At 61.2% G+C, this 26859-nt stretch carries 31 protein-coding genes; 19 read left to right on the top strand and 12 right to left on the bottom strand.

Annotation, left to right across the window (positions count from 1 at the left end):
- The first annotated feature begins 237 nt into the window (after window positions 1–237).
- From SSPSH_RS15840 to SSPSH_RS18140, 8 genes are all read left to right on the top strand, one after another.
- Window positions 238–1098 (top strand): CheR family methyltransferase, encoded by an 861-nt coding sequence (locus SSPSH_RS15840; protein WP_021031882.1) that lies wholly within the window; start codon window positions 238–240, stop codon window positions 1096–1098.
- On the top strand, window positions 1095–1754 hold the full coding sequence (locus SSPSH_RS15835) for a chemoreceptor glutamine deamidase CheD (protein ID WP_006914628.1): 660 nt from the start codon (window positions 1095–1097) through the stop codon (window positions 1752–1754). The genes SSPSH_RS15840 and SSPSH_RS15835 overlap by 4 nt, the downstream gene beginning before the upstream one ends.
- Window positions 1755–1756: 2 nt before the next feature.
- Entirely contained in the window at window positions 1757–2824 is a 1068-nt protein-coding gene (locus tag SSPSH_RS15830) for a protein-glutamate methylesterase/protein-glutamine glutaminase (RefSeq protein WP_006914627.1), read from the top strand.
- Between the two features lie 75 nt (window positions 2825–2899).
- Entirely contained in the window at window positions 2900–3289 is a 390-nt protein-coding gene (cheY, locus tag SSPSH_RS15825) for a chemotaxis response regulator CheY (protein WP_006914626.1), read from the top strand.
- A 33-nt stretch (window positions 3290–3322) separates the two neighbouring features.
- A complete protein-coding gene (gene cheZ / locus SSPSH_RS15820) occupies window positions 3323–3997 on the top strand; it encodes a protein phosphatase CheZ (protein WP_006914624.1) in 675 nt (224 codons plus the stop codon).
- A gap of 167 nt (window positions 3998–4164) precedes the next feature.
- The gene (flhB, locus tag SSPSH_RS15815; RefSeq protein WP_006914623.1) at window positions 4165–5313 is read left to right on the top strand and encodes a flagellar biosynthesis protein FlhB; all 1149 of its coding nucleotides are present in this window, start codon (window positions 4165–4167) and stop codon (window positions 5311–5313) included.
- The gene (gene flhA / locus SSPSH_RS15810) at window positions 5310–7394 is read left to right on the top strand and encodes a flagellar biosynthesis protein FlhA (RefSeq protein ID WP_021031880.1); all 2085 of its coding nucleotides are present in this window, start codon (window positions 5310–5312) and stop codon (window positions 7392–7394) included. The genes flhB and flhA overlap by 4 nt, the downstream gene beginning before the upstream one ends.
- Window positions 7395–7404: 10 nt before the next feature.
- Window positions 7405–7827, top strand: a complete 423-nt coding sequence (locus SSPSH_RS18140; protein WP_006914621.1) for a flagellar protein FlhE — start codon at window positions 7405–7407, stop codon at window positions 7825–7827.
- 68 nt (window positions 7828–7895) lie between these two features.
- On the opposite strand, the gene SSPSH_RS18135 is transcribed toward SSPSH_RS18140, so the two are convergent.
- The 3 genes from SSPSH_RS18135 to flgA form a co-directional block, all read right to left on the bottom strand.
- Window positions 7896–8357, bottom strand: coding sequence for a flagella synthesis protein FlgN (locus tag SSPSH_RS18135; protein ID WP_006914620.1), 462 nt, complete (start codon window positions 8355–8357; stop codon window positions 7896–7898).
- A gap of 13 nt (window positions 8358–8370) precedes the next feature.
- Entirely contained in the window at window positions 8371–8646 is a 276-nt protein-coding gene (locus SSPSH_RS15795) for a flagellar biosynthesis anti-sigma factor FlgM (protein WP_006914619.1), read from the bottom strand.
- A 110-nt stretch (window positions 8647–8756) separates the two neighbouring features.
- Window positions 8757–9461, bottom strand: coding sequence for a flagellar basal body P-ring formation chaperone FlgA (flgA, locus tag SSPSH_RS15790; RefSeq protein ID WP_006914618.1), 705 nt, complete (start codon window positions 9459–9461; stop codon window positions 8757–8759).
- Between the two features lie 182 nt (window positions 9462–9643).
- On the opposite strand from flgA, the gene flgB reads away from it, so the two are divergent.
- From flgB to flgL, 11 genes are all read left to right on the top strand, one after another.
- The gene (gene flgB, locus SSPSH_RS15785) at window positions 9644–10066 is read left to right on the top strand and encodes a flagellar basal body rod protein FlgB (protein WP_006914617.1); all 423 of its coding nucleotides are present in this window, start codon (window positions 9644–9646) and stop codon (window positions 10064–10066) included.
- A gap of 26 nt (window positions 10067–10092) precedes the next feature.
- Window positions 10093–10497: a flagellar basal body rod protein FlgC gene (flgC, locus tag SSPSH_RS15780; protein ID WP_006914616.1), complete on the top strand. Its 405-nt coding sequence runs from the start codon at window positions 10093–10095 to the stop codon at window positions 10495–10497.
- An 18-nt stretch (window positions 10498–10515) separates the two neighbouring features.
- On the top strand, window positions 10516–11190 hold the full coding sequence (locus SSPSH_RS15775) for a flagellar hook assembly protein FlgD (RefSeq protein WP_006914615.1): 675 nt from the start codon (window positions 10516–10518) through the stop codon (window positions 11188–11190).
- A 103-nt stretch (window positions 11191–11293) separates the two neighbouring features.
- Entirely contained in the window at window positions 11294–12709 is a 1416-nt protein-coding gene (gene flgE / locus SSPSH_RS15770; protein WP_006914614.1) for a flagellar hook protein FlgE, read from the top strand.
- 44 nt (window positions 12710–12753) lie between these two features.
- Window positions 12754–13512: a flagellar basal-body rod protein FlgF gene (flgF, locus tag SSPSH_RS15765; protein ID WP_006914613.1), complete on the top strand. Its 759-nt coding sequence runs from the start codon at window positions 12754–12756 to the stop codon at window positions 13510–13512.
- Window positions 13513–13568: 56 nt separating this feature from the next.
- Window positions 13569–14351, top strand: coding sequence for a flagellar basal-body rod protein FlgG (gene flgG, locus SSPSH_RS15760; RefSeq protein ID WP_006914612.1), 783 nt, complete (start codon window positions 13569–13571; stop codon window positions 14349–14351).
- Between the two features lie 10 nt (window positions 14352–14361).
- Window positions 14362–15051, top strand: coding sequence for a flagellar basal body L-ring protein FlgH (locus tag SSPSH_RS15755; RefSeq protein WP_006914611.1), 690 nt, complete (start codon window positions 14362–14364; stop codon window positions 15049–15051).
- Window positions 15052–15098: 47 nt separating this feature from the next.
- Window positions 15099–16214: a flagellar basal body P-ring protein FlgI gene (locus SSPSH_RS15750; protein ID WP_006914610.1), complete on the top strand. Its 1116-nt coding sequence runs from the start codon at window positions 15099–15101 to the stop codon at window positions 16212–16214.
- Window positions 16215–17285: a flagellar assembly peptidoglycan hydrolase FlgJ gene (gene flgJ / locus SSPSH_RS15745; RefSeq protein ID WP_006914609.1), complete on the top strand. Its 1071-nt coding sequence runs from the start codon at window positions 16215–16217 to the stop codon at window positions 17283–17285. It begins immediately after the preceding gene.
- A gap of 101 nt (window positions 17286–17386) precedes the next feature.
- Window positions 17387–19015, top strand: coding sequence for a flagellar hook-associated protein FlgK (flgK, locus tag SSPSH_RS15740; RefSeq protein WP_006914607.1), 1629 nt, complete (start codon window positions 17387–17389; stop codon window positions 19013–19015).
- Window positions 19016–19037: 22 nt separating this feature from the next.
- Window positions 19038–20252: a flagellar hook-associated protein FlgL gene (gene flgL, locus SSPSH_RS15735; RefSeq protein ID WP_006914603.1), complete on the top strand. Its 1215-nt coding sequence runs from the start codon at window positions 19038–19040 to the stop codon at window positions 20250–20252.
- A 248-nt stretch (window positions 20253–20500) separates the two neighbouring features.
- Here the strand turns inward: flgL and fliR are convergent, their stop codons facing one another.
- Genes fliR through fliJ form a run of 9 tightly spaced genes read right to left on the bottom strand, consistent with a single transcriptional unit; the run spans window position 20501 to window position 26858 of the window.
- Window positions 20501–21292 carry a flagellar biosynthetic protein FliR gene (gene fliR / locus SSPSH_RS15730; protein ID WP_021031877.1) on the bottom strand — a complete coding sequence of 264 codons (792 nt, stop codon included), beginning with the start codon at window positions 21290–21292 and terminating at the stop codon, window positions 20501–20503.
- 21 nt (window positions 21293–21313) lie between these two features.
- Window positions 21314–21583 (bottom strand): flagellar biosynthesis protein FliQ, encoded by a 270-nt coding sequence (gene fliQ / locus SSPSH_RS15725; protein ID WP_021031876.1) that lies wholly within the window; start codon window positions 21581–21583, stop codon window positions 21314–21316.
- A 15-nt stretch (window positions 21584–21598) separates the two neighbouring features.
- Window positions 21599–22357, bottom strand: a complete 759-nt coding sequence (gene fliP / locus SSPSH_RS15720) for a flagellar type III secretion system pore protein FliP (RefSeq protein ID WP_006914598.1) — start codon at window positions 22355–22357, stop codon at window positions 21599–21601.
- Entirely contained in the window at window positions 22357–22866 is a 510-nt protein-coding gene (gene fliO / locus SSPSH_RS18130; protein WP_006914597.1) for a flagellar biosynthetic protein FliO, read from the bottom strand. The genes fliP and fliO overlap by 1 nt, the downstream gene beginning before the upstream one ends.
- Entirely contained in the window at window positions 22863–23360 is a 498-nt protein-coding gene (fliN, locus tag SSPSH_RS15710; protein WP_006914595.1) for a flagellar motor switch protein FliN, read from the bottom strand. The genes fliO and fliN overlap by 4 nt, the downstream gene beginning before the upstream one ends.
- Window positions 23357–24367 (bottom strand): flagellar motor switch protein FliM, encoded by a 1011-nt coding sequence (gene fliM / locus SSPSH_RS15705; RefSeq protein ID WP_040608420.1) that lies wholly within the window; start codon window positions 24365–24367, stop codon window positions 23357–23359. Before fliM ends, fliN begins: the two co-directional genes overlap by 4 nt.
- A 9-nt stretch (window positions 24368–24376) precedes the next feature.
- On the bottom strand, window positions 24377–24862 hold the full coding sequence (gene fliL / locus SSPSH_RS15700) for a flagellar basal body-associated protein FliL (RefSeq protein WP_006914591.1): 486 nt from the start codon (window positions 24860–24862) through the stop codon (window positions 24377–24379).
- 56 nt (window positions 24863–24918) lie between these two features.
- On the bottom strand, window positions 24919–26385 hold the full coding sequence (locus SSPSH_RS18125) for a flagellar hook-length control protein FliK (protein WP_006914589.1): 1467 nt from the start codon (window positions 26383–26385) through the stop codon (window positions 24919–24921).
- 26 nt (window positions 26386–26411) lie between these two features.
- Window positions 26412–26858 carry a flagellar export protein FliJ gene (fliJ, locus tag SSPSH_RS15690; RefSeq protein WP_006914587.1) on the bottom strand — a complete coding sequence of 149 codons (447 nt, stop codon included), beginning with the start codon at window positions 26856–26858 and terminating at the stop codon, window positions 26412–26414.
- Between the last annotated feature and the right edge of the window lies 1 nt (window position 26859).

Raw genomic sequence — 26859 nt, 5'->3', positions numbered from 1 at the left:
CTGGTGGGTTTACACACCTAGCGCCCGCGCGTCGTCTGGCGCCATCAATCTGTCTATCATGCAAGCGCTGCGCCGAATGGTGCGGCGCTTTTTGTCGTCTAACATTCTGAATAGAAAGTGTATTAAAGAAAATTCACTGTCGGTCGATGCTAGCTAAAGGCCCAGAGCATCGTAGATTCCACGCCCTTCCTGGTGGTGGTTCGCGGCGGGCCCGCCATCTTCAAGGAGGGTTCGCCCGTGCTGGCTGTTCGAAACGAACGTGACCTATTGCTGACCTCTGAGGACTTCGAGTGCGTGCGCAAGCTTATCCATGCGCGTGCGGGAATTTCTCTGGCGCCGCACAAAACCGAGATGGTGTACAGCCGCTTGGCCAAGCGTATTCGGGTGCTTGGACATACCCGTTTTCGCGATTATCTGTCGATGTTGCAGGCCGACGCCAGTCACGTTGAGTGGGAGCATTTCGTTAATGCGCTGACGACCAACCTGACCTCGTTCTTTCGCGAAGCCCATCATTTTCCCCTGCTCGCTGCCCACGCTAAGGCGCGCAGTGCGCCGCTCAAGGTGTGGACCTGTGCGGCATCGACCGGCGAGGAGCCGTATTCAATCGCAATTACGCTGGCCGAGGCGTTAGGTGCGAACCAGCGGGCAGCCAGCATTCTAGCCACCGATATCGACACGCGCGCCATCGAAGTCGCGCAGCGCGGCATCTATTCAATGAACGATGTCAGCAAGATGAGCTCCGAGCGGCTGCAGCGTTTCTTCCTTAAAGGCACCGGCGAGCGTGAAGGCATGGTGCGCGTGCAGCCGAGCTTGAGCCAGAACATCACCTTCCGGGTACTCAATCTGCTCGATTCGAACTGGAATATCGATGGCCCGTTGGACGTCATCTTCTGCCGGAATCTAATGATCTATTTCGACAAGCCCACCCAGGCGCGCCTGTTGGAGCGCTTTGCCGGGTTGCTGCGAGAGGATGGCTTGTTGTTCGCCGGTCATTCGGAGAATTTCTCCAACATCACGCAGTCACTGCGTTTGCGCAGCCATACCGTCTACGAGCGTGCGCTAGGCAGCAGTCAGCGCCCGACGAAGGTGTCGGCATGACCGTTCGCCAGGGAGCTCGATCGATCCAGAATGGGTCGACACATACCTATTTCGACCAGCGTCACGGTATGGATGCGATCCGCGTTTTGCCGAACGAGTACGCCATTACCCGGGAGGATGTGGTGCTGACTACGGTACTCGGCTCGTGTGTCGCGGCCTGTCTGCGCGACCCTGTGGCCGGTGTGGGCGGACTTAACCACTTCATGTTGCCGGCCGCGGGACCTGATGTTGCCGAAGCTGAAGCGCGTTCCATGCGATATGGCGACTATGCCATGGACACCTTGCTGGAAGCGCTCTACCAGCAGGGCGCGCGTCGCGAGCGTATCGAGGCGAAAGTCTTTGGTGGGGCGATGCTCATGAGCGGCGTGCAGGGTGCGCGCGTCGGCGAAGCCAATTCCGCATTCATACTCGAGTATCTCGAAAACTGCGGCATTGCCGTATTGTCGCAGGAGCTCAAAGGCGACTGCGCTCGCCAGGTGCATTATTTCCCGGTGACGGGCCGCGTGCAGCTACGTCGGCTGCGCGGTGGCGAACGGCGTATGGTTCAGCAAGATGTGCTGCTCGCAAACAAGCTCGCTCCAGCGATGCCGGTTGCAGGTGTGATCGCTACGAGCACGGATTCTGCGAAACACGTACGTAAGGAGACGGCATCGTGAGCATGACCGCCAAGCGTGCGATCCGGGTTCTCTGTGTCGATGATTCGGCATTGATCCGTAAGCTCGTAACCGAAATCGTCAACAACGAAGACGATATGGAAATGGTCGCGACCGCGCCGGACCCGCTGGTCGCCCGCGAGTTGATCAAACAACATAACCCGGACGTGCTGACCCTCGACGTGGAAATGCCGCGTATGGACGGGCTGGATTTCCTCGGCAAGCTCATGCGCCTGCGGCCCATGCCGGTGATCATGCTCTCGTCGCTGACCGAGCGGGGGTCGGATATCACGTTACAGGCGTTGGAACTCGGCGCAGTCGATTTCGTGACCAAGCCGAAGCTCGATCTCAGCCGGGGCCTGGTCGAAAGCGGCCATGAAATTGTCGAAAAAATCAGAGGGGCTGCCCGTGCCACCCTGCGTCGGCCTACAAGTCGGCCGGCTGGAGCACAGCCGCTGGTGGCGCCGCGCGTTTCCAGCGAGAAACTGTTCATCGTGGGGGCGTCGACCGGCGGCACGGAAGCGATTCGCGAATTTCTCGAGCCTATGCCGGCCGACGCGCCCGCGATTCTGATCACCCAGCACATGCCGGGCGGCTTTACCGCATCGTTTGCCAAACGTATGGACTCGTTGTGTCGTATCCAGGTCAAGGAGGCCGAACACGGCGAGCGTGTGCTGCCTGGGCGCGCGTATATTGCGCCCGGCGGTGAGCAGCACCTGCGCCTGGCGCGCAGCGGGGCGAACTATGTTGTCGCCCTCGAGGCCGGCCCGCCGGTCAATCGGCATCGGCCTTCGGTCGATGTCTTGTTCGAATCGGCAGCGAAACATGCCGGACGCAACGCGATCGGCATTCTCATGACCGGTATGGGCAAGGACGGTGCACAGGGGCTTTTGCAGATGCGCGAAGCCGGCGCTGCCACGCTCGCCCAGGACGAAGCCAGCTGTGTCGTGTTCGGCATGCCTCGCGAGGCGATCGCGATCGGCGCGGCGCAGGCTGTTGTGCCGATCGACGATATGTCCCGACAGGCGCTGGCGTTGCTATCCGGTCCGGAAAGCCGCGCCTTGCGCATCTAGAACCAGCCGGGCGTTCGCCCGCAACCGAAACGCTTCACCCACCCACAGGCCAGTCAACAAAACCGAGATATCGCCATGGCGGACAAGAACCTCAACTTCCTCGTCGTCGACGACTTTTCCACGATGCGCCGGATCGTGCGCAACCTGCTCAAAGAGCTGGGCTATAACAACGTCGAAGAAGCCGAAGACGGCGTCGATGCGTTGGAAAAGCTCAATACCGGCAAATTTCAGTTCGTTGTATCGGACTGGAACATGCCAAATCTCGACGGGTTGGAAATGCTCAAGCGTATCCGTGCAAGTGATACGCTCAAAGATCTGCCGGTACTGATGGTTACCGCCGAGGCCAAGAAAGAGAACATCATCGCCGCGGCCCAGGCCGGCGCCAGCGGTTATGTGGTCAAGCCGTTTTCAGCCGCTACGCTGGAAGAGAAGCTCGAGCGTATCTTCGAAAAACTCGGCATGTAAGCGCATGCCCGAAGGGCAGGAGAAGGCAGCATCATGGAACACAACAATCAGGTCGAAGAGGCCGTACCAGAACAGGCCGAGGAACTGATCGATCGTATCGGTCAGCTCACGCGCGCGCTCAACGAAAGCATGCGCGAGCTGGGTCTGGATCGTGAAGTGGAAAAAGCGGCCGACGCCATCCCGGATGCGCGCGATCGGCTCAACTATATTGCAACAATGACCGAACAGGCTGCCGAAACCGCGCTGTCATCGATCGAAGTCGCCCAGCCACTGCAAACCGAAATAGAAAACCGGGCGGTCAAGCTCGACGAACGCTGGCAAAGCTGGTTCGACGCGCCGATCGAACTGGTCGACGCGCGCGAACTCGTGCGCGACACCCGCAGCTATCTGCAATGGGTTCCGGAACAGACGCAGGCCACCAGCGGCCAACTGCATGACATCATGATGGCGCAGGACTTTCAGGACCTGACCGGCCAGGTCATCAAGAAGCTCGTGGTCGTCATCCGCGATATCGAAAAACAGCTCATCGAAGTGCTGTTGCGTTACCTGCCCGAGGATCGCGTTCGTGGTTACGAGGGGGAGCGTCGCGAAAAAAGTCTCGAGAATTCGTCCTTGCTCAACGGCCCGCAGATCCAGACCGACGGCAATACCGACATCGTGACCGATCAGGCTCAGGTGGACGACTTGCTGGACAGTCTCGGCTTCTAGGTGGTGATAAACACGGGCGCTGCGGCGCCCGTGCACAGCTGCATCCGACGATAAGCGCGCATTAACGCCGCTGTTCGCGCAATCGGCGCGCGCTCGCGCTTTGCATAATGCCTACTCGAAACTTCGGCCGTGGTCCCGATTCCGGGCAGCGGCGCCTCGGGTAGCGCATGTCCAACGAAAGCGACGCGGAAAAAACAGAACCGGCAACCCCGCGACGCCTGGAGAAGGCGCGCGAGGACGGCCAGGTTCCGCGTTCGCGCGAACTGGCGACGTTCATGCTGCTGTGCGTGGGCCTGGCCAGCCTATGGCTGATGGCCGGCTGGATGGGCGAGCAGATGATGACCGTCATGCAGGCGAGCATGCGTTTCGACGCGTCCATGGCCATGGACAGCTCGCGGGTGCTGGATCATCAATGGGCGCAGGCGCTGACCACACTGGGTGCACTCGCACCCATCACGTTGCCGCTGGTGGTCGTGGCACTGCTGGCGCCTACCTTGCTCGGCGGCTGGCTGTTCTCGCCGAAGTCCATCAAGTTCGATGCCAAGAAACTCGATCCGATCAAGGGTCTCGGCCGGATATTTTCCTCTCAGGGCCTGATCGAGCTGACCAAGGCGATCGCCAAGTCGGTGCTGATCGGCTCGGTCGCGGTCTGGTTCGTCTATAACCATCTCGACGAGCTGCTCAGCCTCGCCAAGGAGCAGGGCCACGGCGCGCTTTTGCATGCGCTGACCCTGATCGTCACCTGCTGTGCGCTGATGCTGCTGGCTTTTACCGTGGTCGTCGGCATTGATGTGCCTTACCAGTTATGGAGCCATCACAAGAAGCTGCGCATGAGTCGCCAGGAGATCAAGGACGAGCACAAGGAATCCGAAGGCGACCCGCAACTCAAGGCCAAGATTCGCCAGCAGCAGCAGGCCATGGCGCGCGGCCGCATGATGAGTGAAGTGCCCACCGCCGACGTTATCGTCACCAACCCGACCCATTACGCGGTGGCGCTATCGTATCGTGACGGTGAAATGAACGCGCCCCGTGTAGTCGCCAAGGGGGCTGATAATGTGGCAGCCAAGATCCGCGAACTGGGCGCCGAGTCGGGCGTACCGTTGCTGGAGGCCCCGCCGCTGGCGCGCGCGTTGTATCGCCACGGTGACCTGGATACGGAAATTCCGGCCGCGTTGTATACGGCCGTCGCCGAGGTTCTGGCCTGGGTGTTCCAGCTCAAACGCTATAACGAAGCCGGCGGTGTGCCGCCCGTCAAACCTGCGGCGATTGCCGTACCGCCGGGCCTCGACCCGGACGAGGAAGACACGAACACATGAACGCTTTAAACACGATGTTTGGCCGTCTGGGCGCGGGTGGTTCAGCTCAGTACAAGATGCTGGCCGGCCCGGTACTGATCATCATGATCATGGCGATGATGATCCTGCCATTGCCGCCGTTCGTGCTGGATCTGTTCTTCACCTTCAATATCGCGCTGTCGATCATGGTGCTGCTGGTGGCGATGTTCACCCAGAAGCCATTGGATTTTGCCGCTTTTCCCACGGTACTGCTGTTTGCCACGTTGCTGCGATTGTCGCTGAACGTCGCGTCGACCCGTGTCGTGCTCATGAACGGTCATTCCGGGGCGGGCGCGGCCGGTCAGGTGATCGAGGCGTTCGGCCAGTTCCTGGTAGGCGGTAACTTCGCGGTGGGTCTGGTCGTGTTCGGCATTCTGATCGTGATCAACTTCATGGTGATCACGAAGGGCGCGGGGCGTATCGCCGAAGTCGGCGCGCGCTTTACGCTCGATGCCATGCCGGGCAAGCAGATGGCGATCGACGCCGATTTGAATGCCGGGCTCATCGATGAACAGCAAGCCAAGGAACGACGCCAGGAAATCTCGCAGGAGGCCGATTTCTTCGGCTCCATGGACGGCGCGAGCAAGTTCGTGCGCGGTGACGCTATTGCCGGCATCCTGATCATGGTGATCAACCTTATCGGAGGCCTGATCATCGGCATGGGCGAACATGGTTTGTCGGCGGGCGAGGCCGCGCGCACTTATACGCTGCTGACCATTGGCGACGGCCTGGTTGCCCAGGTGCCGGCGCTGGTGATTTCGACCGCGGCGGGTGTGACCGTATCGCGGGTGAGCACCGATCAGGACGTGGGCCAGCAGATGCTGGCTCAGCTGTTCACCAATCCCAAGGTTCTGTTTCTGTCTGCCGGCGTGCTCGGCATGTTGGGGCTTGTGCCCGGCATGCCGAACCTCGTGTTTCTGTTCTTCACCGCGCTGCTGGGCGGCCTGGGCTGGTGGCTGCAGAAACAGGCGCGCGAACAGCAAGCGCAGGCTGAACAACAGGCCCCCGTGGCGCCGGTCACCGCCGAAAGCCGCGAAGCCAGTTGGGACGACGTGCAGCTTGTTGATCCGTTGAGTCTGGAAGTCGGCTATCGGTTGATTCCGCTTGTCGACGCGCATCAGGACGGCGAGCTGCTCAAGCGTATCAAGGGTGTGCGCAAGAAATTCGCCCAGGAAGTCGGCTTTCTGCCGTCGGTCGTGCATATTCGGGACAACCTGGAATTCCAGCCGCACAGCTATAGTCTGGCCCTCAACGGCGTCGAAATCGGCCGCGGTGAGGCCTATCCGGGGCAATGGCTGGCAATCGACCCGGGTCAGGCCCACGGCACGCTCGAAGGTCGGGCCGGCACCGATCCGGCCTTCGGCCTGCCTGCGGTCTGGATCGAGGAAGGTCATCGCGAACAGGCCGAGGTGCAGGGCTATACCGTGGTCGATGCGTCGACCGTCATCGCGACCCATATCAATCATCTGTTGGCCCAGCACGCCAGCGATATGCTTGGCCGCAGCGAAACCCAGGCCCTGCTTGATCGCGTCAAGAACGACAATCCGGCGCTGGTCGATGATGTGGTGCCCAAACTGGTGCCGTTGAGCACGATCACGAGCATCCTGCAGAACCTGCTCGAGGAAGAGGTCTCGATCCGTGATATGCGTCGGATCCTGGATGTGCTGGCGGTCAACGCCGGGCATACCCAGGATGTGAACGAGTTGACCGCGCTGGTGCGTATGGCGCTCGGCCGTTCGATCGTGCAGCACTGGTACGGCGGCGCGCCGCAGTTGGAAGTAATGACGCTGGATGCCAAGCTCGAGCAGATGCTCATGCAGGCGCTGACCAACGGTGGTGGCATGGAGCCCGGCCTGGCCGACACGCTCGTGCAACAGGTCGAGAATTCGGTGGCGCGTCAGGAAGAGCGAGGCCTGGCGCCGGTGCTGGTGGTTCAGCATGAACTGCGGCCGTTGCTGACACGTTTCTTGCGCCGGCGCATGCGTCAGCTCGTGGTGCTTTCGCAAAACGAAATTCCCGACGATCGCAGCGTGCGGGTCAACATGCTCATCGGCGGGCGCTAACCGTTCGCAGATGTCAGCCGGGTTACGCGTATCGGCGATCATCCTGATTCTGGCCCTTGTCGGGATATTCTCCCCGGCGATGGCTGCAGGGCGCTGGGTGGCACAAAGCGATGCGCCGACCCTGCGTCAGCAGGGGCTGCGCTACGACAGTGCGACACTTTCTCCGAATAACAGCACACCGCTGTCCGGCAATGCCATCACGCGGGTCGCCTGGCGCTACGACTATGCCGGATGGCGCCCGCGTGAGTTGGTCGTGCAGTTGTGTGGCGGCGGCCGTTGTGTCGATGCGTCGAACGCACGCGGGCAAACCACGGCGTTCGCCGGCTTGCCAGTGGCGACGCCATTTCGGTTCAACTTCCGGATCCAGGGACCACGCGCAGCACGCACGCCGCTCGAAGGCGGCGCGCTCACCTTGATGGTGAATTTCCGTTAACGGGATCCTGCCGCTCGGACTCCGACGCCCTGGTTTGCCCGCGCCGTTTGAAGCCTGCCGGTGGCGGGTTAAACGCCGTTGCGCAGGCTATGGTTGGAGCCGAATGCGCGCGTGCGCCCGTTCGGTCCGTACAGCGTCTGGCCGGTTTCACGCTGAAGAAAGCTCAGCGTGCGGTTTGTATGATCCAGCCGCGTGCCGATTGCCAGACCATTGATCTGGTTTTGCATGCGTGCCGCTTCGATACGCTCCAGCAGAGCCTGCCAGAGCGCGTCCTGTTCCAAAGCGCCAGCCAGCTGGCTGGCGCCATCGCGATCCGTGCTGTAGCCACGCTCGTGCAGAATGGCCCGACGTTGGCCATCGAGCTGTTCGAGCGTTTTCGCCTGCGCAGCCTTGCGCTCGGTCAGACGCGCCAGCGCGTCTACGGCGACCGGCGCATCGGTGAACAACGATTGCTCGGTTTCGAGCAACGTCATGAACTCACCCAAGGCGTCGTGATGCTGTTGCAGGTTGATCGCGAAGGGGTCGTTCATGATGTTGTCCTGGTTATGACTTGCCGGAAACCAACGCCTGGGCGCTGGCGATCAGGCCGTCGGCGATCTTGTCGGAACGGATCTCGAGTTTGCCTTGGCTGATCGCGTCACGAATCTCGTTGACGCGGGCCATGTCGATATCCTGCGAGGCGTCCGAAATGCCGGACGGTTGAAAACGGGCTGACGCGGCAGGCGCCTGGGCGCCGGATTTGGCCTCGTCAGTCTTCTTGATGTCGCGTATCTCGGTATTGGCGATGCGCGGTGTGTTCTGTGTCGGGTCGATCTTCACGGCGGTATTCCTCGAACGTTCCGTAGGGAACGATTGTGCGTGCCATGGCGCAAAGATCGGCGATCGGATTTTTTTCTTTAATCGCGAACGCCGATATCGCGCACAACGGGTCAACGCGTGATCGTCACCGTATTCTCGTTCGTGCTCCGTCCAATGACAATCGAGCCCTCCTGTGTACTGACGCGTACGTCGCCGCCGAGCGGCGCCGCGTTGAGCGCCTTGCCTTCGGTCGTAATCGAAAAGCCCGGCCCGACCGCGACCACGCGTACGAGTTCGCCGCGTTTGATTGCAAGCGGTTGTCGAACCATGGACTCGCCCAAGGGGCGCCCGGCCGCGACACGTCGGCTAACCGACATGCCGAGCAGTCTGTCGGCGCTTGTTGCGATATTGGCGGGCAGGCGCGATAGATCGCCTTGTTCACGTCGAATATCGCCCATGCCGAGGACATCGCCGGGCATGAGGTCACGCGCGGCGACATAGTAGTCGGCGATGACGGTCACGCGCGCCTGAAAGTAACGGGTAGCCGGCCGGTCGCCCGGACATTGCACGCCCACCGTGATATTGCCGGCGATACGCGGATTGCGGCCTGGCAGGAACGGGCGCGGATTGTGGCACGCCGGCATGTTGACCCGCGGCATGGTGACGGAAACATCCACATCGCCGTCGAGTGGCGCCTGCGTACGCAGATAATCCGTGAGTAGCCGTTGCATTGACGCGTCGTCTGCGTGCGCCGATACCGCCGCCCAGCCAAGGGCCGCCATGGCGAATAGCCTCAGCGTGGTGCGTGCTTTGCGATGGCGGGCGTTCGGGTTCATGCCGGGACGGGCTCGCGATAGACGGGCGTGATCTTATGTCGGCGGATTGTAGGGGCAGGCGCGGCTTCGCTATCCGGCGAAATAGAGCCCAAATCGGTGCCTGTTCTACCCATGGCCCTTTCGCTCGGCCTCTTAGTATGACCGTCGCAAAACCATCTGCAGGCCATGAGGGAGCAGCCATCATGCTCGATCGACTCGAAGCGTCGCTGAGTTTCTACAAGCAGGCGCTTGACTTGCGCGACAAGCGCCAGGATGTGCTGGCGGCGAATATCGCCAATGCCGACACGCCCGGCTACAAGTCGCGTGATTTCGACTTCCGTGCCGAGCTCGACCGCGTGTTGGGCGCGACCGGTAATAACGGCACGCCCGCCGTGCCCTTGAAGACGACGGCGGTTGGGCATATTGGCGCGGCCAGCCCTGGCAGCCTCGATGGTACGCAGCTGGCCTATCGCAATGCCGCGCAGCCCAGTCTGGACGGCAATACGGTGGACATGGACGTGGAACGCGTCGAGTTCATGAATAACGCCGTCCACTACCGCGCGAATCTTCAGATTCTCGGTTCCCAGATCAAAGGCCTGCGTGCCGCGATGCAGCCTGAACGCTGATCAGCGTCTAACCACGAGGAATAAGAATGTCGATCATCAATCTTTTCAATACCGCGGGTTCGGCGCTGACGGCCCAGGCCCAGCGGATGAACGTCGCGGCCAGCAACATGGCCAACGCGGATAGCGTATCCGGGCCGAACGGCGAACCCTATCGCGCCAAGCAAGTGCGATTCGAGCTCGAGGCGGGCGCGGTCGACGGTATTGGCGGCGTGCGTGTTTCCGACGTAATCGAAAGCGATGCGCCGTTTCGTCAGGAATACAACCCGGGCCATGCCATGGCCGACGACAAGGGCTATGTACAGATGCCCAACGTCAATCCCACCGACGAGATGATCAACATGATCTCTTCGTCGCGTTCCTATCAGGCCAACATCGAAGTGCTCAACACCGGCAAGGAGCTGGCGCTGCGTACGTTGACGCTCGGCGAATAACAACAAGGTTCAATCATCATGGCTACCGATATTCTGGGTTCCGTCAACGCTGCCAGCGGCGCTAGCGCCGCTGGAGCGGCCTCGCGCACGCGTGCCAAGGACATGAGCGAACAGTTCATGACCTTGCTGGTTGCACAGATGCAGAACCAGGACCCGCTCAACCCCATGGACAACTCACAGGTGACTTCGCAGATCGCGCAGATCAACACCGTGAGTGGCATCAACGACCTCAATGACACCCTGTCTTCCATCGGCGGCCAGATGGATGCCGCACAGCAGCTGCAGGCCAGCGCGCTTATCGGGCGCGGCGTACTCGTGGCCGGCGACAGTATTAGCGTAGGTGCCGAAGGAGCGGCCACTCCGTTCGGCATGGAACTCGAATCGCCCGCGAGCGAGCTCAAGCTGACCATCACCGACGGCGCGGGCAGCGTGGTTCACGAATCCACTTACGAAAATCAGCAGGCGGGCATTCAGTCGTTCTCCTGGGATGGCAAGGACGCCTCCGGCCAGATCGTGGGCGAGGGCAACTACACGGTGAGCATCACGGCGCTTGGGCCGGACGGCCAGTCGGTGCCGGTACAGCCGTTGACCATGGGATATGTCGGCGGCGTGGTCGCGAGTGACAACGGTCCGCAGCTTGATCTGGGTCCGAAGGGACTGGTCGGGCTCGATGCCATCCGTCAAATCATCTAGTACCCGGGTATCGCGAATTGCGTGCGTAAACGCGCGCTAATCGACCAATCATCACGCCCGCGATCGGGCAATACTTCAACACTCGAAACACGAGGGAAGCAACATGAGTTTTTCGCAAGGGGTCAGCGGTCTCAACGCGGCCAACAGCAGCCTGAGCAGCATCGGCAACAACATCGCCAACTCGCAGACGGTGGGCTTCAAGTCCGGCCGTAGCGAATTCGCGGATATCTATGCCGGTGCCAAGACCGGCCTCGGCGCCCAGGTCACGGGTGTAACCCAGAACTTTGCTGGTGGTGCGCTCAACAATACCGGCCGCAATCTCGACGTTGCGATCGACGGCGGCGGTTTCTTCCGTCTCACCGATGGCGCCCAGACACTGTATTCGCGTAACGGCGAATTCCAGCAGACCAAGGATGGCAATATCGCCAATGCCCAGGGTGCGCTGCTCACCGGCTACAACGTGACCAACTTCAACAACCCGGCGGCCGAGCCGACTGTGGCGGCTGGCGGCAACCCGGTGCCACTGGTCATTCCGACCGAGCGCATGAACGCCAAGGCGACCACTCAGGCGTCGCTGGAAACCGCGCTGGACGCGGGCGCCGAGATCAAGACGGGTGCATTCAACGCCGATGACGCCGACAGCTATAACTGGAGCACGCCCAATACGGTGTTCGATTCGTTGGGCAATGCGCACAGCGTGAACCTGTACTTCACCAAGACCGCTGCCAACAGCTGGAGTGTGAACGGCGAAATGGCGCTGGGCGAAGAGTCCAACTTGCCGCGTACGGTTGATGCCGACGCCACGTATAACGGCTTCGATCCCGTGGCCGGTGGCAATGGCCGCTACGAATTCAGCGACGGTGATCACAACTACACCGCCTATGTCTCGGGCGCCAGCGCCAATCCGGACGGCAGTTTCTCGGGCGGCCAGATTCGCTATGTCCAGCAGCTGCCCGCCAGCACGCTGAGCTTCAACGCCAACGGCAACCTCACCGAAGCGGGCCAGCAGAACAAGCCCGATACGCTGGGGGCGTCCACGGTGGCCTATAGCCTGAACGCGCAAAACGGTTCGGCGCCGATCGATTTCAGCTTCGATTTCGGTGGCTCGTCACAGACCGCGCAGGAATTCTCGGCCAGCACGCCGCAGCAGAACGGTTATGTGTCGGGTGATCTGACCGCGATCAATATCGGCAAGGACGGCATGATCCGCGGCAGCTACTCCAACGGTCAGGCCATCAATGTCGGCCAGATTGCGTTGGCCAGCTTCCGCAACGAGCAGGGCCTGTCGCCGGTGGGCGGTAATGCCTGGGTTGAAACCGCGGAATCCGGCCAGCCGGGGCTCGGCGTCGCCGGTACCGGCCAGTTCGGCAGCCTGCTGGGCTCGACGCTGGAAGGCTCCAACGTGGATTTGTCGCAGCAGCTGGTCGAAATGATCATTGCGCAGCGTAACTACCAGGCCAATGCGCAGACGATCAAGACGCAGGATCAGGTCCTGCAGACCGCGGTCAACCTGCGTTAATGACCTCTGATCGCTAGCTCGCTTCTACTGCAGGACGTTTCGTCATGGATCGACTGATTTACACCGCGCTCAGCGGCGCTACCCAGACCCTGGAACGCCAGGCCGTGGTAGCCAACAACATGGCCAATGCCTCGACGCCGGGCTTTCGCGCTCAGCTGTCGATGTTTCGGGCCGTGCCGGTCAATGGCGATGGTCTGGCGACGCGAGCGATCACGGCCAGCACCACCCCGGGGGCCGATTTGACCCCCGGGGATATGACCGAAACCGGGCGCAGCCTGGACGTAGCTATCGATGGCGACGGCTGGTTGGCGGTGCAGGCCGAGAACGGCGAGGAAGCCTATACCCGCGCAGGCGGGCTGCAGATGGATTCCACCGGTCTGCTGCGTAGCAACGGCAACGTCGTGCTCAGCGAGTTCGGTGCGCCGTTGGTGCTGCCGTTGGGCGCTGAAGTCACGATCGCGCCCGATGGCACGATTTCGGCCCTCGGTGCGGGCGATCAGCCCAATGCCATCGCTGAAATCGGTCGGCTCAAGCTGGTCAACCCCGAAGCCGACCAGATTGCACGCGGCGGAGACAACCTGTTCCACCCGCGCAATAACGAAGACGGCACGCCCGGCGCCCCGTTCGCGGCCGACGACACCGTACGTGTGGTTAGCGGCGCTATCGAGTCCAGCAACGTCAACCCGACGGAAGCGATGGTTTCGATGATTGAAAACGCGCGTCGCTTCGAGATGCAGATGAAGATGATCAGCAGCATCGACGAAAACGACCAGAGCGCCAACAAGCTGCTCTCACTGACCTAGTTTCTTTTAGATACGCATCGCGCGGGCTTGTGGCTCGGCGCAACGAGGGAAAACGCATGATTCGCTCACTCTGGATTGCCAAGACCGGCCTCGAATCGCAGCAGGTCAAGCTCGATACCATTGCCAATAACCTGGCGAACGTGTCGACCAACGGCTTCAAGCGCTCGCGCGCGGTCTTTCAGGATCTGCTCTATCAGGACATGCGTCAGCCCGGCGCCTTGTCGTCGGTACAGACCAACCTGCCATCGGGCCTGCAGATCGGCTCCGGTGTACAGCCGGTCGCCAACGAACGTCTGCATTCTCAGGGCAATCTGGAGCAGACCGGCAACTCCAAGGATGTCGCCATCGACGGCCGCGGCTTCTTTGCCGTACAGATGCCCGACGGCACCAATGCCTACACCCGCGACGGCTCGTTCCAGATCGACCAGAACGGACAGCTGGTCACCGCCTCGGGCTTTCCGATCGAGCCGGCCATCACGATTCCGGAAAACGCGCTGTCCATCAGCGTGGCCACCGACGGCACCGTCTCCGTGACCCAGCCGGGCACGGCCGAAAACGTGCAGGTGGGCCAGATGCAGCTGACCACGTTCATCAACCCGACCGGCCTGCAGAGCATCGGCGACAACCTGTATCGCGAAACGACCGCGTCGGGCCCCCGTAACGACAGCATTCCGGGCCTCAACGGCACGGGCCTGCTGCGTCACAAGTTTGTCGAAACCTCGAACGTGAACGTGGTCGAGGAAATGGTGAACATGATCGCCACCCAGCGTGCCTACGAGATCAACTCCAAGGCAGTCGAAACGTCTGACCAGATGCTCCAGCGTCTGGCCCAGCTGTAACGAGCGACCGATGCGAAGCGCGTCCCTGTTTCCGCGGATTCTGCGCCTGGCCGTGATCTTCACGGCTTTGATGGCGCTGTCGGCCTGTGCCCAACTGCCGCGCAAGAACGTGGTCGAAGGGCCGACCACCGCGCCGCCGCAGCTGCCGCCGGCACCGCCGGCCGATGGGTCGATCTTTCGGGCCAGTTATACGAAGCCGTTGTTCGAGGATCGGCGCCCGACCCAGGTCGGCGATATTCTCACCATCGTGCTTGACGAAGCCGTAAGCGCCTCGAAGAGCTCGGCGGCCAAGGCCAGTCGCAATGGGTCGGTCGAGTTCACACCCACCCAGATTCCGGAAGCGCTCCAGAGTCTGTTGGAGGCTCAAGGCACCGACCTGTCGGGGGCGAACAGCTTCAATGGCAGTGGCGGTGCGAATGCCTCGAACAATTTCACCGGCACGATCACCGTGACCGTCATGGATGTGTTGCCCAACGGCAATCTTCAGGTGGCTGGTGAAAAGCGGATCGGTATCAACCAGGGCGTGGAATACATCCTGTTTTCGGGCGTGGTCAATCCGCGCACCGTTTCGGCTGACAGCACCGTGGTATCGACCCAGGTCGCCAACGCCCGCCTCGAATACTACGGCGACGGCTATATCGATGAAGCCCAGCGTATGGGCTGGCTGCAGCGCGTGTTCCTGAACCTGTCGCCGCTGTAAACCCTGAAATGAACCGTTTGTTCCTTCTTTCGTGAGCGAGTCAAGACATGATCCAGATCGGGCGGTACAAACGCATGTTGCTGGCTGTTGCCGGCGCACTGTTGATCGTCGGCAGCGCACAGGCCGCGCGCCTGGGCGATATCGCCACCTTCAGTGGTGTACGCTCCAACCCGCTGGTCGGCTACGGGCTTGTGGTCGGTCTGGGCAACACGGGTGATCAGACCACCCAGACCCCGTTCACGAGTCAGGCGCTCAAGAACATGCTCACCCAGCTCGGTGTGACCGTGCCGGCGGGTACCAACATGCAGCTCAAGAACGTTGCCGCGGTCATGGTAACGGCGGACCTGCCGCCGTTTGCCGGTACTGGCCAGGAGTTGGATGTCACCGTTTCCTCGGTTGGCAACGCCAAGAGTCTGCGTGGCGGCACTTTGCTGATGACCCCGCTCAAGGGCGCTGACGGCAATATCTATGCGCTGGCCCAGGGCAACATTCTGGCGCCGGGTATCAGCGCCAGCGCCGGGGGCAGCAGTGTGCAGGTCAACCAGACCGGCGCAGGTCGTATTCCGGCCGGCGCGACGATCGAACGGACCGTGCCTGCACAGCTGGCGACTGGCGGGGAGATTGATCTCGACCTAAAGCGCGCTGATTTCAACACCGCGCTGCGTACGATGAATGCCATCAATCAGGCGTTCGGTTCCAATATCGCAACGGCCAAGAACTCGCGCACCATTACGCTGCAGGCGCCCATGGATGAAGGCGCCAAGGTGGCGTTTCTTGCGCGTGTACAGGACTTGAATGTCACCCCGGGACAGGATGTGCCGCGCGTGGTGATCAACTCGCGGACCGGTTCAGTGGTGATGAATCGCAACGTTACGCTCAACAGCGCGGCGATCGCTCACGGCAGTTTGTCGGTGGTGATCGACTCGAACCCCATTGTCAGCCAGCCCAACGCTTTTTCGGGCGGGCAGACAGCGGTGGTCCCCAACGCCGATATCAGCGTGCAGGAAGGCAGCGGCACGCTGCACACCATTTCCGAAAGCGCATCGCTGCGCCAGGTCGTGGATGCGCTCAATCGTCTTGGCGCCACGCCGACCGATCTGATGGCTATTCTCGAGGCGCTGAAATCCGCCGGGGCGCTGAACGCCGAGTTGGAGATCATCTAGATGACAAGTGCAGGCACCGCGGGCGATTTCGCTCTGAGCATGAACTCGGTCGCCAAGCTCAAGTACTCCGCGAAAAACTCGCCGGAGGAGGGGCTCAAGGAGGCGGCCAAGCAGTTTGAGGCGGTTTTCCTGCAGAAGATGCTCAAGCAGATGCGGGATGCCATTCCGCAAAGCGGGCTGATGAACAGTCAGCGCTCGGAAATGTATCAGCAGCTCATGGACCAGCAATGGGCGCAGACCATGTCGCAGCGCGGTATGGGTCTCGCCGATATGCTGACCCAGCAGCTGCAAGGTAAAGCGACGCCATCCGTCACCGCAGACAACAACGTCGATGCCTTGTTGGCTTCGATTCCGAATGCCGCGCCGCAAGCGCTGCGTGCCTCGGATTCGATCGCGGCCAGCCGCCGTAGCGCAGAGCCCACCGACGATCTGGCCCGCAAGGAGTTTCCACGCCCGCCGTTGCAGGCAGCCGCGAACGAACCCGTGAAGATCGCGCGTGCTGAAGCAGATGTGTCGGCTTCCGATGCAGTTCGCCGCGCTGTGCTCCCCGATCACGTCAACCGGTTCCTGGATCGAATGGATTCGGCAGCTGCGGTGGCATCGCGTGAAACCGGCATCCCCAAACGTCTGATCCTTGCCCAGGCTGCGCTCGAAACCGGCTGGGGCAAACATGAGATCACCCGTGCCGACGGCAGCCCGAGTTTCAACGTTTTCAACATCAAGGCCACTGGCTGGGACGGCGACGCAGCGAGCGTGAAAACTACGGAATATGCTGGTTCGCGACGCTACACGACCCAGGCCGAGTTCCGGGCCTACGATTCCTACGAGCAGGCTTTTTCGGACTATGCACGGCTGCTTACGCAATCGCCGCGCTACAAGCCGGTGGTCGACGCGCCGACGGCTGAACATGCCGCCCGAGCGCTGCAGAACTGTGGCTATGCGACCGATCCGGCCTATGCCAACAAGTTGGTCTCGATCATGAGTCGCCTGCCGGCTGACGACGTCGCGACGGCGGCCGAGCCTGTGCAGGTTGCGCAGGCTCAAGCAGCTGACTTAACGCGTCTTTTCTAGGGTCGAGCGGGGCAGGGAAGTCATTCAACTTTTTTGCGCTTTTGCCGTTATTTTCTTCATGACCGCACCGATGGTGCGCATGCCAAACTTGTAGAGCGATCATGTCCAATCTCTTCGGCATCGCCTTGAGTGGCCTCGGCGCAGCGCAAACCGCGCTGGCGACGACCAGCAACAACATCAGCAACGTCAACACCCCGGGCTACAGTCGCCAGGTCGCCGGGCTGAGCACGTCACAGACCGGCAACGGCCAGGGCGGCGGGGTACGTACGACGGGTGTTGAGCGCCAGTATCAGCAGTACCTGACCGGGCAGCTCAACGACGCCCAGAGTCGTTCGAGCGCACTGGACACCCATCTCGGCCAGATCTCGCAAGTCAACAACCTTCTGGGCGACCGCGAAGCCGGCCTTGCACCGCTGATGCAGAAGTTTTTCGGTGGTATGCAGACGTTGTCCGCAAGCCCGGCGGACTCCGCCGCGCGCGAATCGCTGCTCGGCGATGCCAACAGCATGACGGCACAGTTCCGGGCATTCTCGGAATATCTGTCGGATATGGGCGAAAGCGTTGAATCGCAGATCAACGGAGCCGTTACCCAGGTCAACAACTATGCCGAGCAGATATCCGGCCTGAATACCCAGATCGTGCAGGCCCAGGCAAAGACCGGCCAGCCGCCGAACAATCTGCTTGATCAGCGTGACCAGCTGGTATCGGCATTGGGCGATCTGGTCGACGTAAAGCTGTCGGTTCAGGATGGCAACTCCTATCACATCATGGTTGCAGGACAGCCATTGGTGGATGCAAACGGTGCGAAATCCCTGGCGCTGGTTGATTCCAGTGCCGATCCGACGCGCTCGGCGATCGGTTTCAAGGTCGGAAACGGCCAGGTGCGTGAACTTTCGGAGTCGAGCATCAAAGGCGGTACGGTTGGCGGCCTACTCGCGTTCCGCAAGGATTCGCTCGAGCCTGCAGAGCTGCGCCTGGATCAGATCGCGCATACGCTGTCCACGCGGGTAAACGAGGTTCACCAGGGCGGTACGACCCTCAAGGGCCAGGCCGGTGGCGCATTCTTCGAAGCCGGCAGCCCGGTGAGTTTCAGCGACGCGAACAACAACAGTACGGCCACACTCGACGTTAAGTTCACCGAAGGCGCGAGCGCCGAAGTACGCGCGAGCAACTACCGGCTCGAATACGACGGAGACACCAGTTCTTACAAGCTCACGCGTCTAAGCGACGGCGAAAAACGCTTTTTCGGGGGCGATGAGATGCCGTTGCAGTTCGACGGTGTCGAGGTGCAGATTCAAGGTGAACCGCTAGACGGCGACGCGTTTACCATCAAGCCGCTTGATCGGGCCGCCGCAGCCATGGAAGTGGCCGTCAAGAGCACGGCAGCGATCGCTGCAGGCCAGGGCGGCGGCACCGGCGATAACACGAATGCACTGGCACTGGCTGCCTTGCAGGACGAGCCGGCGATCGAAGGTGATAGCAGCTTCAACAGTGGCTACGCGCGGTTGGTGAGTGATATCGGTAACAAGACGCGCTCGTTGCAGGTCAACAGCAGCGCGCAGGACATGCTCACCAGCGAACTCGAAACCGCACAACAGTCGGTTTCGGGGGTCAATCTCGATGAAGAGCGCGTCAATCTGATGTATTACCAACAAATGTATCAAGCGAATGCCCGGGTGATCGAAACGGCTGCAAGCCTGTTCGATACGCTGCTTGGCATTCGCGCCTAGTCTTCACGTAAAGGCAAACGTCATGCGCTTGAGCACCAATTCGATCTACAGCATGAGCATGCAGTCGATCTTGCGTCAGCAGGGCAAGGTCGCTGAAGTTGGCCAGCAGTTGGCGAGCGGCAAGAAGATTGTTACGCCCGCCGACGACCCGCGCGCCGCATCACAGTCGCTAGTGGTATCACAGGCCAGCGCGGTAAACGATCAGTTCGAAGCCAGCCGTACCGCGGCGCGGCGGAATCTATCGTCTGAAGAAGCCGAGCTGGACCAGGTCACGAAAGCATTGCAAGCGGTCACGCCGTTGCTGGTCAAAGCCGGTAATGGCACGTACAGCGATGCCGATCGAAACTCGATCGCCACCGAGCTGGAAGGAATTTATGCCCAGATGCTGGGCAGTGCCAACGCCCAGGATGGCAACGGCCGTTACATATTTTCTGGCCACGATGGGGATCGGCAGCCGTTCGTTGAATCCGGCGGGCGCGTGAGCTATCAGGGCGATGAGGGCCTGCAAAACCTCCGCGTGGACGCCTCCCGCATGATGGCCACCAACGATACGGGCACGCGGGTGTTCGCCTCGGTCACCGATAGCGCCCAGTACGTGGGCACCGCCGATGCCGGCAATGCCGGTACCGGCGTGTTCGGTTCGATTAACGTGGCCAACTCGTCAAGCGCTGATTTCGGCAACGAATTCCAGGTCAGCTTCAGCGAGTCAGATGGCGAGATTCGTTATACGGTGGCGAACGCCAGCACGGGCGAAACGGTGGTGGCCGATCAGCCCTACGTGGCAGGCGAGCCGATTGAGCTGGGCGACAGCATGCGCGTGAGCATCAAGGGAACGCCGGCTGACGGCGACGGTTTCACTTTTGCCTACGACCGCGACGAAGACAACAACATTCTCAACACGATTGCCAGCGTGATTGATGTCCTGAAAAAAGGCACCGATACGCCGGCGGCACGGGCGGCGCTTGAGAACGGTTTGAACAGCGCGCATCGCAAGGTTTCGAATTCGCTCGACAACGTATTGACCGTGCGCGCGTCGCTGGGCTCGCGGCTTAACGAACTGGATACTCTGGATACGGTCGGCGATGCACGCTCGCTCAACTACGATACGACGCGTTCGCAGCTCGAGGATCTCGACTACATGTCGGCCTATTCGGAATACAGCCTTGCTCAAGTGGCACTGCAGTTTTCACAGAAGACGTTCACCGATATTCAGAAATTGTCGATGTTCAATCTCTAAACTCGTATAGGTTGAGAGCGAAAGCCCGCAGCGCTTGTGCGCTGCGGGCTTTTTGCGATCTATCAGGCCGGCAAACAAGTGCTGAGGCGCGCCGAGTCCGCAGGCGGCACGGTGCCTCGTTCGAACTTCCGGTTGTGGATTCGATCTGCGGGTTCTGCCGACAGCGCATTTAGCGATAGCGAAATCTGCTTCTACCGTATGAGTGAGCGCTGGCTGCACGGCTCGGGTAGGCGCAAACCGATCCTCTTTCACGCGGTACCGGCCATCGCGCCCAATACTGCACCCATTGCCTGGATACCGTTTGCGAACATCTGCTCGAACAGCCCGCCGAGCTCCGGCACCATGAAGTACAAAAGCACGACGCCCGAGAGCAAAGTCAGCGGGAAGCCGATCGAGAAGATCGACAGCTGAGGGGAGGCGCGGTTGAGAATGCCGAGTGCCATGTTGATGGTTAACAGCGCGGTCACCAGCGGCAGGGCCAGGCCGAGCCCTGCGCTGAAAACCGTGCCGCCCCAGCGCACCAGCGTGTACCAGCCGTCGGCTTCGATCGCCCCCGCCCCGATCGGCAGTTCGACGAACGTGAACGCGAGCACCTGAAGCATGATCAGATGCCCATCGAAGGCCAGAAAGAACAGCAACGCGAACACGTTCAGGATCTGTGCGAGCACCATGATATTGGCGCCCATGGCGGCAGAATAGAACGAGGCAAAGCCCAGACCCATCTGCAGACCGATATAGTCGCCGGCCGCCCGCACGGTAGCGAATACCACGCGCATGACCATGCCCATGGCAATGCCGATGAGCACCTGTTGCACGATCAGCCACACGCCGACGTAGGACACGGGCGGGATGTCGGGTGGAGGCGGCAGGGTAGGGGCGATGATAAAAGCGATTAGTACCGCCAATCCCACCTTGGAAACCCGGGACAAGCTGTTTTCGCCGAATATCGGCGCGACCGCGACGAACGCGAGAATGCGAACGAACGGCCAGAACATGGCCATGACCCAGGGCGTGATCTGGCTCGTGGTGAACTCGATCATCGATAAAAGCGCGTACGGCGCTTAGCCGATCAGGCCGGGAATGCTTAAAAACAGATCGCGGGTGAAATCCTGTATCAGTCCGAGCATCCAGGGCCCGGCAACGATCAGTACGGCGAACACGGCCAGGATCTTGGGGATGAACGACAGCGTCATCTCGTTGATCTGGGTGGCAGCTTGAAAGAGACTGACGACCAGACCCACTAGCAGAGCGGTCAAAAGCAGCGGCGTGGCCATCAGCAGGGTGACTTTCATGCCCTGATAGGCCAGTTCCATGACGGTTGCGGGACTCATGCTCGATTCTTCTCCCTAGGTCATGAAAAAGCTGTCGGCCAGCGAGCCGATCAGCAGCGTCCAGCCGTCCACAAGCACGAACAGCATGAGCTTGAACGGCAGAGAGATGGTCGCCGGTGGCACCATCATCATGCCCAGCGACATGAGCACGCTGGCCACGACCAGGTCGATGATCAGAAACGGAATGAAGATCATGAAGCCGACCTGGAAGGCCGTTTTGAGCTCGCTGGTCACGAACGCGGGCAAGAGCAGCCGCAGCGGGACGTCTTCCGGGCCCTGCATGGGCGGAATGTTGCCGAGATTGGCAAACATGGCCAGGTCGCTCTCGCGCGTCTGGCGCAGCATGAATTCGCGCAGCGGCTGTACGCCATTCTGCAATGCCTGCTGGAACGTGATTTCGTCGCGCGATAGTGGCTCGTAGGCGACGTCGTAGATGCGCTCGAATACGGGCGACATCACGAAGAAAGTCAGAAACAGCGCCAATCCCAGCAGGACCTGATTCGGGGGCGCCGTGGGTGTGCCGATGGCACTGCGCAACAGGCTCAACACGATGATGATTCGTGTAAAGCCGGTCATCATCAACAGCACGGCCGGCAGGAAGGCCATGGCCGTGAGCAGCACCAGCGTCTGCACCGACAGGGTCCAGGACTGGCCGCCATCCTCGAGCGGGCGCGCGACGACCCCGGGCAGCGCGCTCGGTTCCTGCGCGCCCACGGCAAAACTCAGGGTAAGCCCGAGCAGCGCAAGCAGCAGGCGTATCGAAAAACGGCCCATCAGCGGCCTCGGTCGTTACGGGTAAAGCGCGCGCCGGCGCGGCGCAGGTTTTCGCTCAGCGCTTCGCCGAAGCTGGGGTTTGATCGCTTGTCGCGGCGGGTCTGTTCAGGTTGGTCGCGCTCGCCGGCAGGCATGGTGTGAAGCGTGTTCACGCTGTTGGGCGCAACGCCCAGCACCAGCCAGGTGTCTTCGACTTCGATGACCACCACACGCTCGCGCGGGCCCAGACTCTGGCTGGCGATGATGTCGAGCGAACGCCCGCCGCGTTTGCGATAGGGGCCGAAACGTTTGAGCAATGCGCTGCAAGCGAAGATCAGCGCGATGACCACGATCAGCCCGAGCGATGTGCGCCCGATACTCTCCATGCCGAGCGAGCCGTTGGCTTTCGGTACGGCAACGGACGGCGTATCGGCACCCGTCTGGGCGCGGCCATGAAGCCAGTCGGCCGAACCCGTACGCGGCGCGTCCTGCGCCGCATTCATCGTTTGTTGCGCCTCGTCTTCGTTCATTTGTTGAGTTTGTGGATTCTTTCCGAACGGGTCACGATTTCGGTGATACGAATGCCGTATTTTTCATCGACAACGACGACTTCGCCTTGGGCGATGAGATAGCCGTTGACCAGGATCGACATCGGTTCGCCGGCCAGGCCATCGAGTTCCACCACCGATCCCTGGGCCAGGTCGAGCAGTTCGCGAATGGTCAGGCGGGTCTGTCCCAATTCCACCGACAACGTGACCGGGATCTCCATGATCATGTCGAGTTCGCGTGGCGTGCCGGCCTTGGCTTCATCGGCGAGCGGCTTGAACACGCTGTCGCCGGCGCTCGTGGCTTTCGGACGGGGGGAGGTTTCGGCCTCGGTTTCGGCCTGTTCTGCCATGGCCTCGCCCCAGGCGTCCTCCATGCTGTCGCCGCCGGTTTCGGACTCGGCTTCAGTACTTGCTTGTTCGGCAAGCGCGGCGGCCCAATCGTCGTCGGCGCCGCTTTGGGGCATTTGATCGTTCATTTTTTAGGTCCCTGGTTGGACTTTGAAGCCTCTTGGTTGATGACACGTGTCACGCGTAGTGCCTTGCGGTCGTTAAGCCGACCGTAGTCGCATTCGAGAACCGGCACGCCATCAACGCGGGCAGTAATGGCGCGCGGTAGATCGATCGGCAGTACGTCTCCGACTTCCAGACGGGCGACGCGGCCGAGCGTGGTCTCGATCTGAGTGAAATCGGCGATCAGCTTGATATGGCTTTGCTTGATCTCGCCGGCAAGCTGGCGAGTACGCTGTTGTTCCTCTTCCGGATCCCGCTTTTGCAACGGGCCGGACAGCAGATCCTTGATGGGTTCGATCATCGAGTACGGCATGCAGATCTGGAAATCGCTGCCGAAAGCGCCCACCTCGACATGAAAAGTCGAGCTGATCACGAGTTCGTTGTCGTTGTTGGTGATGTTCGTAAACTTCACCTGCATCTCGGCGCGCTGATATTCCAGCTCGACCGGGTAGACGCTTTTCCAGCCTTCGGCATAGCTTTCCAGTGCCAGCGAAAGCAGTCGTTGAATGATGCGCTGTTCGGTATGTGTGAATTCGCGACCTTCCGAGCGCGTGAGAAAGCGTCCATCGCCGCCAAACAGACTGTCGACGACCAGGTAGACCAGATTTGGCGGGAACACGACCAGCGCGTTGCCGCGCAGCGGCTTGATGCTGATCAGGTTGATGTTGGCCGGCACCGGCAGATTGCGGGTGAAATCCTTGTATTTCTGAATCTTGATTCGGCCCACGGTAATGTCAGCGTTGCGCCGGATCAGATTGAACAGCGACATGCGAAAACGTCGCGCAAAGCGTTCGTTGATGATGTCGAATGCATGCAGGCGTCCGTGCACCACGCGCTGTTGATCGTTCGGATCAAAGGCGCGGATACGTTTGCCACCATTATCCGCTTTGGACGAGGACGGTTCGTCATCGCCGCTGACGCCAAGCATCAGCGAGTCGATTTCGTCCTGTGAAAGCATGTCGTCGTTGGACACGAGCGCTGCCTATTGAACGATGAAATCAGTGAAAAGGACTTCCTGTACGCCAATGGCGTCTTCGTCCTCGTCGAACGGTCTGGCGATGGCGACCTGCAGCGTGTTGGCAAGCGATTGTTTGCCGTTTGCGCTGGTCAGGTTATCGGCCTGGGTATCGGCGATTGTCATGAGAATACGGTTACGTACCTGCGGCATGTGTTCGGCAAGCTTCTTTGCTGCCTTTTCATCGTCGACCTTAACCGCGATACGCACATAAAGGATACGCCCGCGCGGGTCGCGCAGGTTGGCCGTGAACGGGTCGATCTCCACGAATACCGGCGCAGGCTTGGGCACCGCCGGTGCATGCGCGGGTGCCGCGGCGGCCTTATCGCCGTCGTTCATGAAGAAATAGGTACCGCCGATCGCTGCACCGGTCACGATGATCAGCGCCAGCGCCATGATGATGAGCCAGAGCGTGCGGTTGCTGCCGGAAGCGTTGGGGGGCGAAGTGGCCATGAGCGATAGGTGTCCTTAAAAGTCGGGCAGGCATGAGCCGGCCGGGTTTCACATCACTATGCGAAAATGTCGATACCGCCGTCGAGCGTGCGCCCGGCCAGCGTGGTAACGGCTACGGGCGCGGTCAGCGTATCTGCTGTCGCCACGTCACCGGTATCGGCGATTGTCGTGCGGCCCTGAGCGCGACCACTGCCATTGTCGTTCGATGAGTTCGGGTTCGTACCCTGGTCGCTGACCGATGTCTGACCGAGGTTGATGCCGCTTTCCGCAAAGGCGTGGCGTAGCTGGGGCAACGCTGCCTCGACCGCTGCGCGTACGTCGGCATGGGCCGACGCGAAATGCAGCTGTGCGTGCTCGCCCATCTTGAGTGAAACATGAAGCTGGCCCAGCTCACGTGGATAGAGTGTGAGCTCCGCGGCGCCATCGCCGACATGGCTCAAGCGCAGCGCCTGCTGATTGATCGCCTGTTTCCAGGCCTCGCTGCCCAGCGGGGCGTTCACGCTTGCACTTAGTGCGGCCGGCGGCGTGCTCGCGGCAAAGCTATTGCCGGCCGCGCCCTGGATCGCTGTAGTCGTATTGGGCAGCGACTTCATATCCAGCGCGTCCGCGCCGGACTCGGCGCTCGTGCCGGTTGTCGTAAAGCGGCTACCGCGGGCCGGCTGAAACACATCGCCGGCGAAAGCAGCCCAGGCGGCCGGGGCGCGCGCGTCGGTGTTCGTGTTTTGCGCGGCCACGGCAATACGGACGCGATCGCTGGCAAGCGCGTCTTCGCCTTGTTTGACGAGGCCGTCGCTATCGGCCGTAAGGCGTAGCGCGGTATCGCCGGCCTTACGCGCCGTTTGCTGTGCGCGTGCGTCGAGCGTGCGCGGGTTAGGGGCGCCATCGGCGGCGGCAGTCGCCAATTGCCCGGCATTCGGTATGGACGACTGCAATTCGACCAGCCCAGTGGCTTTGCCTGCGGTAGCCTGCGTGTCGGTCGCGGCAGTGGCGACCGTCGCGTGCGTTGTCTTGGTCTGGGTGGTCGTCGCACCAGCCGCGCCGTGCTGCAGCGGTACGGCAATCGCGTTCCAGCTTATGTCGGCGAATACGGTCTTGTCGGAATCGCCCTCTGTTTCGGCTTCTGCGATGGTCAGATCCGCGTCGGTCGAGCTATCGGCCAAACGCGTGTCAGGCAGGCGCTTGGTTTGGGCTCGGCCCTCTGTCTGTTTTTCGCGGTCCGCGGTCAGGGGCTGGTTTGCCGTGCGTGGATCCGTTGTGCCGTGACGTACGGCCAGCAGATCGCGTGCCGACGCATCGGTTGTGGGTTGTGTTTTTCGATCGGCGTGCGACGACGCTTCGCCCTGCTTGAGCGCAGCATCCTTGGCGATGGTCGTCGCGTTGGTATCACGCGCATCCGTGCGGCTGCGATCCGCGAGCACCGCCGAGAAACTCACGTCCCCCTGCGGCTTGTTGCCCGCCGCACCGCCTTTTGTGCCGTTCTCGGCAGACGACGCGGTAAGCGCGTTGAGAAGTTGAATGCCCATGGAGCGATATCCGTCGGTGGCGAATACTATTGATAAAGGCCGGCGCTGAGCGCACGGCTGGCGAATTCGTCGGTCTGGCGCTGTTCGCGTCGCGCTTCGGCTTTTTGTGCAGCTTCGCGCCGCCGTACGGCCAGTACGTCATAGGAATTCAAACGTTTCTGGCGGGTGCGCCAGTCGTCGTTGCCATGCTCGATACGGCGTTCGCTTTGGTTGACTGCACCGCGCTGCTGCTCGATCGCATGTTCCAGCGATGCGATGAAGCGCTGGTAGTTCTGCAGCGTGGCAATGCTCATGCCCATCGACATCGCCTCATCCAGACGCCGCTGATATTCCGCGTGATAGCCCAGCAGCGCTTCGAGCTTCTGCTCGGTCTGCTGATGATCCTGACGCAGACGGCCGAGTGCCACGGCCGCCGCATCGCGGTCGTCGGTTGCAAGGTTGATCAGCGTATCGAGAGCAGAGGTCTTGGCCATA

Origin of the sequence: Salinisphaera shabanensis E1L3A (assembly GCF_000215955.2) — a bacterium.
In the GTDB taxonomy this organism is placed as follows: domain Bacteria; phylum Pseudomonadota; class Gammaproteobacteria; order Nevskiales; family Salinisphaeraceae; genus Salinisphaera; species Salinisphaera shabanensis.
The sequence above is the reverse complement of the archived record's forward strand: the minus strand, read 5'-3'. Positions and strand labels throughout refer to the sequence as shown.

Bases quoted from the DNA above. Each gene is read 5' to 3' on its own strand.
- fliO (WP_006914597.1), bottom strand. From the start codon at position 22,866: ATGAACGAAGACGAGGCGCAACAAACGATGAATGCGGCGCAGGACGCG.
- cheY (WP_006914626.1), top strand. From the start codon at position 2,900: ATGGCGGACAAGAACCTCAACTTCCTCGTCGTCGACGACTTTTCCACG.
- fliR (WP_021031877.1), bottom strand. From the start codon at position 21,292: ATGATCGAGTTCACCACGAGCCAGATCACGCCCTGGGTCATGGCCATG.
- SSPSH_RS15750 (WP_006914610.1), top strand. From the start codon at position 15,099: ATGATCCAGATCGGGCGGTACAAACGCATGTTGCTGGCTGTTGCCGGC.
- cheZ (WP_006914624.1), top strand. From the start codon at position 3,323: ATGGAACACAACAATCAGGTCGAAGAGGCCGTACCAGAACAGGCCGAG.
- fliP (WP_006914598.1), bottom strand. From the start codon at position 22,357: ATGGGCCGTTTTTCGATACGCCTGCTGCTTGCGCTGCTCGGGCTTACC.
- fliJ (WP_006914587.1), bottom strand. From the start codon at position 26,858: ATGGCCAAGACCTCTGCTCTCGATACGCTGATCAACCTTGCAACCGAC.
- flhB (WP_006914623.1), top strand. From the start codon at position 4,165: ATGTCCAACGAAAGCGACGCGGAAAAAACAGAACCGGCAACCCCGCGA.
- SSPSH_RS15755 (WP_006914611.1), top strand. From the start codon at position 14,362: ATGCGAAGCGCGTCCCTGTTTCCGCGGATTCTGCGCCTGGCCGTGATC.
- flgL (WP_006914603.1), top strand. From the start codon at position 19,038: ATGCGCTTGAGCACCAATTCGATCTACAGCATGAGCATGCAGTCGATC.
- SSPSH_RS15835 (WP_006914628.1), top strand. From the start codon at position 1,095: ATGACCGTTCGCCAGGGAGCTCGATCGATCCAGAATGGGTCGACACAT.
- flgG (WP_006914612.1), top strand. From the start codon at position 13,569: ATGATTCGCTCACTCTGGATTGCCAAGACCGGCCTCGAATCGCAGCAG.
- flgJ (WP_006914609.1), top strand. From the start codon at position 16,215: ATGACAAGTGCAGGCACCGCGGGCGATTTCGCTCTGAGCATGAACTCG.
- flgK (WP_006914607.1), top strand. From the start codon at position 17,387: ATGTCCAATCTCTTCGGCATCGCCTTGAGTGGCCTCGGCGCAGCGCAA.
- flgF (WP_006914613.1), top strand. From the start codon at position 12,754: ATGGATCGACTGATTTACACCGCGCTCAGCGGCGCTACCCAGACCCTG.
- flgB (WP_006914617.1), top strand. From the start codon at position 9,644: ATGCTCGATCGACTCGAAGCGTCGCTGAGTTTCTACAAGCAGGCGCTT.
- flgC (WP_006914616.1), top strand. From the start codon at position 10,093: ATGTCGATCATCAATCTTTTCAATACCGCGGGTTCGGCGCTGACGGCC.
- flgA (WP_006914618.1), bottom strand. From the start codon at position 9,461: ATGAACCCGAACGCCCGCCATCGCAAAGCACGCACCACGCTGAGGCTA.
- flhA (WP_021031880.1), top strand. From the start codon at position 5,310: ATGAACGCTTTAAACACGATGTTTGGCCGTCTGGGCGCGGGTGGTTCA.
- fliN (WP_006914595.1), bottom strand. From the start codon at position 23,360: ATGAACGATCAAATGCCCCAAAGCGGCGCCGACGACGATTGGGCCGCC.
- fliL (WP_006914591.1), bottom strand. From the start codon at position 24,862: ATGGCCACTTCGCCCCCCAACGCTTCCGGCAGCAACCGCACGCTCTGG.
- SSPSH_RS18140 (WP_006914621.1), top strand. From the start codon at position 7,405: ATGTCAGCCGGGTTACGCGTATCGGCGATCATCCTGATTCTGGCCCTT.
- SSPSH_RS15830 (WP_006914627.1), top strand. From the start codon at position 1,757: ATGACCGCCAAGCGTGCGATCCGGGTTCTCTGTGTCGATGATTCGGCA.
- fliQ (WP_021031876.1), bottom strand. From the start codon at position 21,583: ATGAGTCCCGCAACCGTCATGGAACTGGCCTATCAGGGCATGAAAGTC.
- SSPSH_RS18125 (WP_006914589.1), bottom strand. From the start codon at position 26,385: ATGGGCATTCAACTTCTCAACGCGCTTACCGCGTCGTCTGCCGAGAAC.
- SSPSH_RS18135 (WP_006914620.1), bottom strand. From the start codon at position 8,357: ATGAACGACCCCTTCGCGATCAACCTGCAACAGCATCACGACGCCTTG.
- flgE (WP_006914614.1), top strand. From the start codon at position 11,294: ATGAGTTTTTCGCAAGGGGTCAGCGGTCTCAACGCGGCCAACAGCAGC.
- SSPSH_RS15775 (WP_006914615.1), top strand. From the start codon at position 10,516: ATGGCTACCGATATTCTGGGTTCCGTCAACGCTGCCAGCGGCGCTAGC.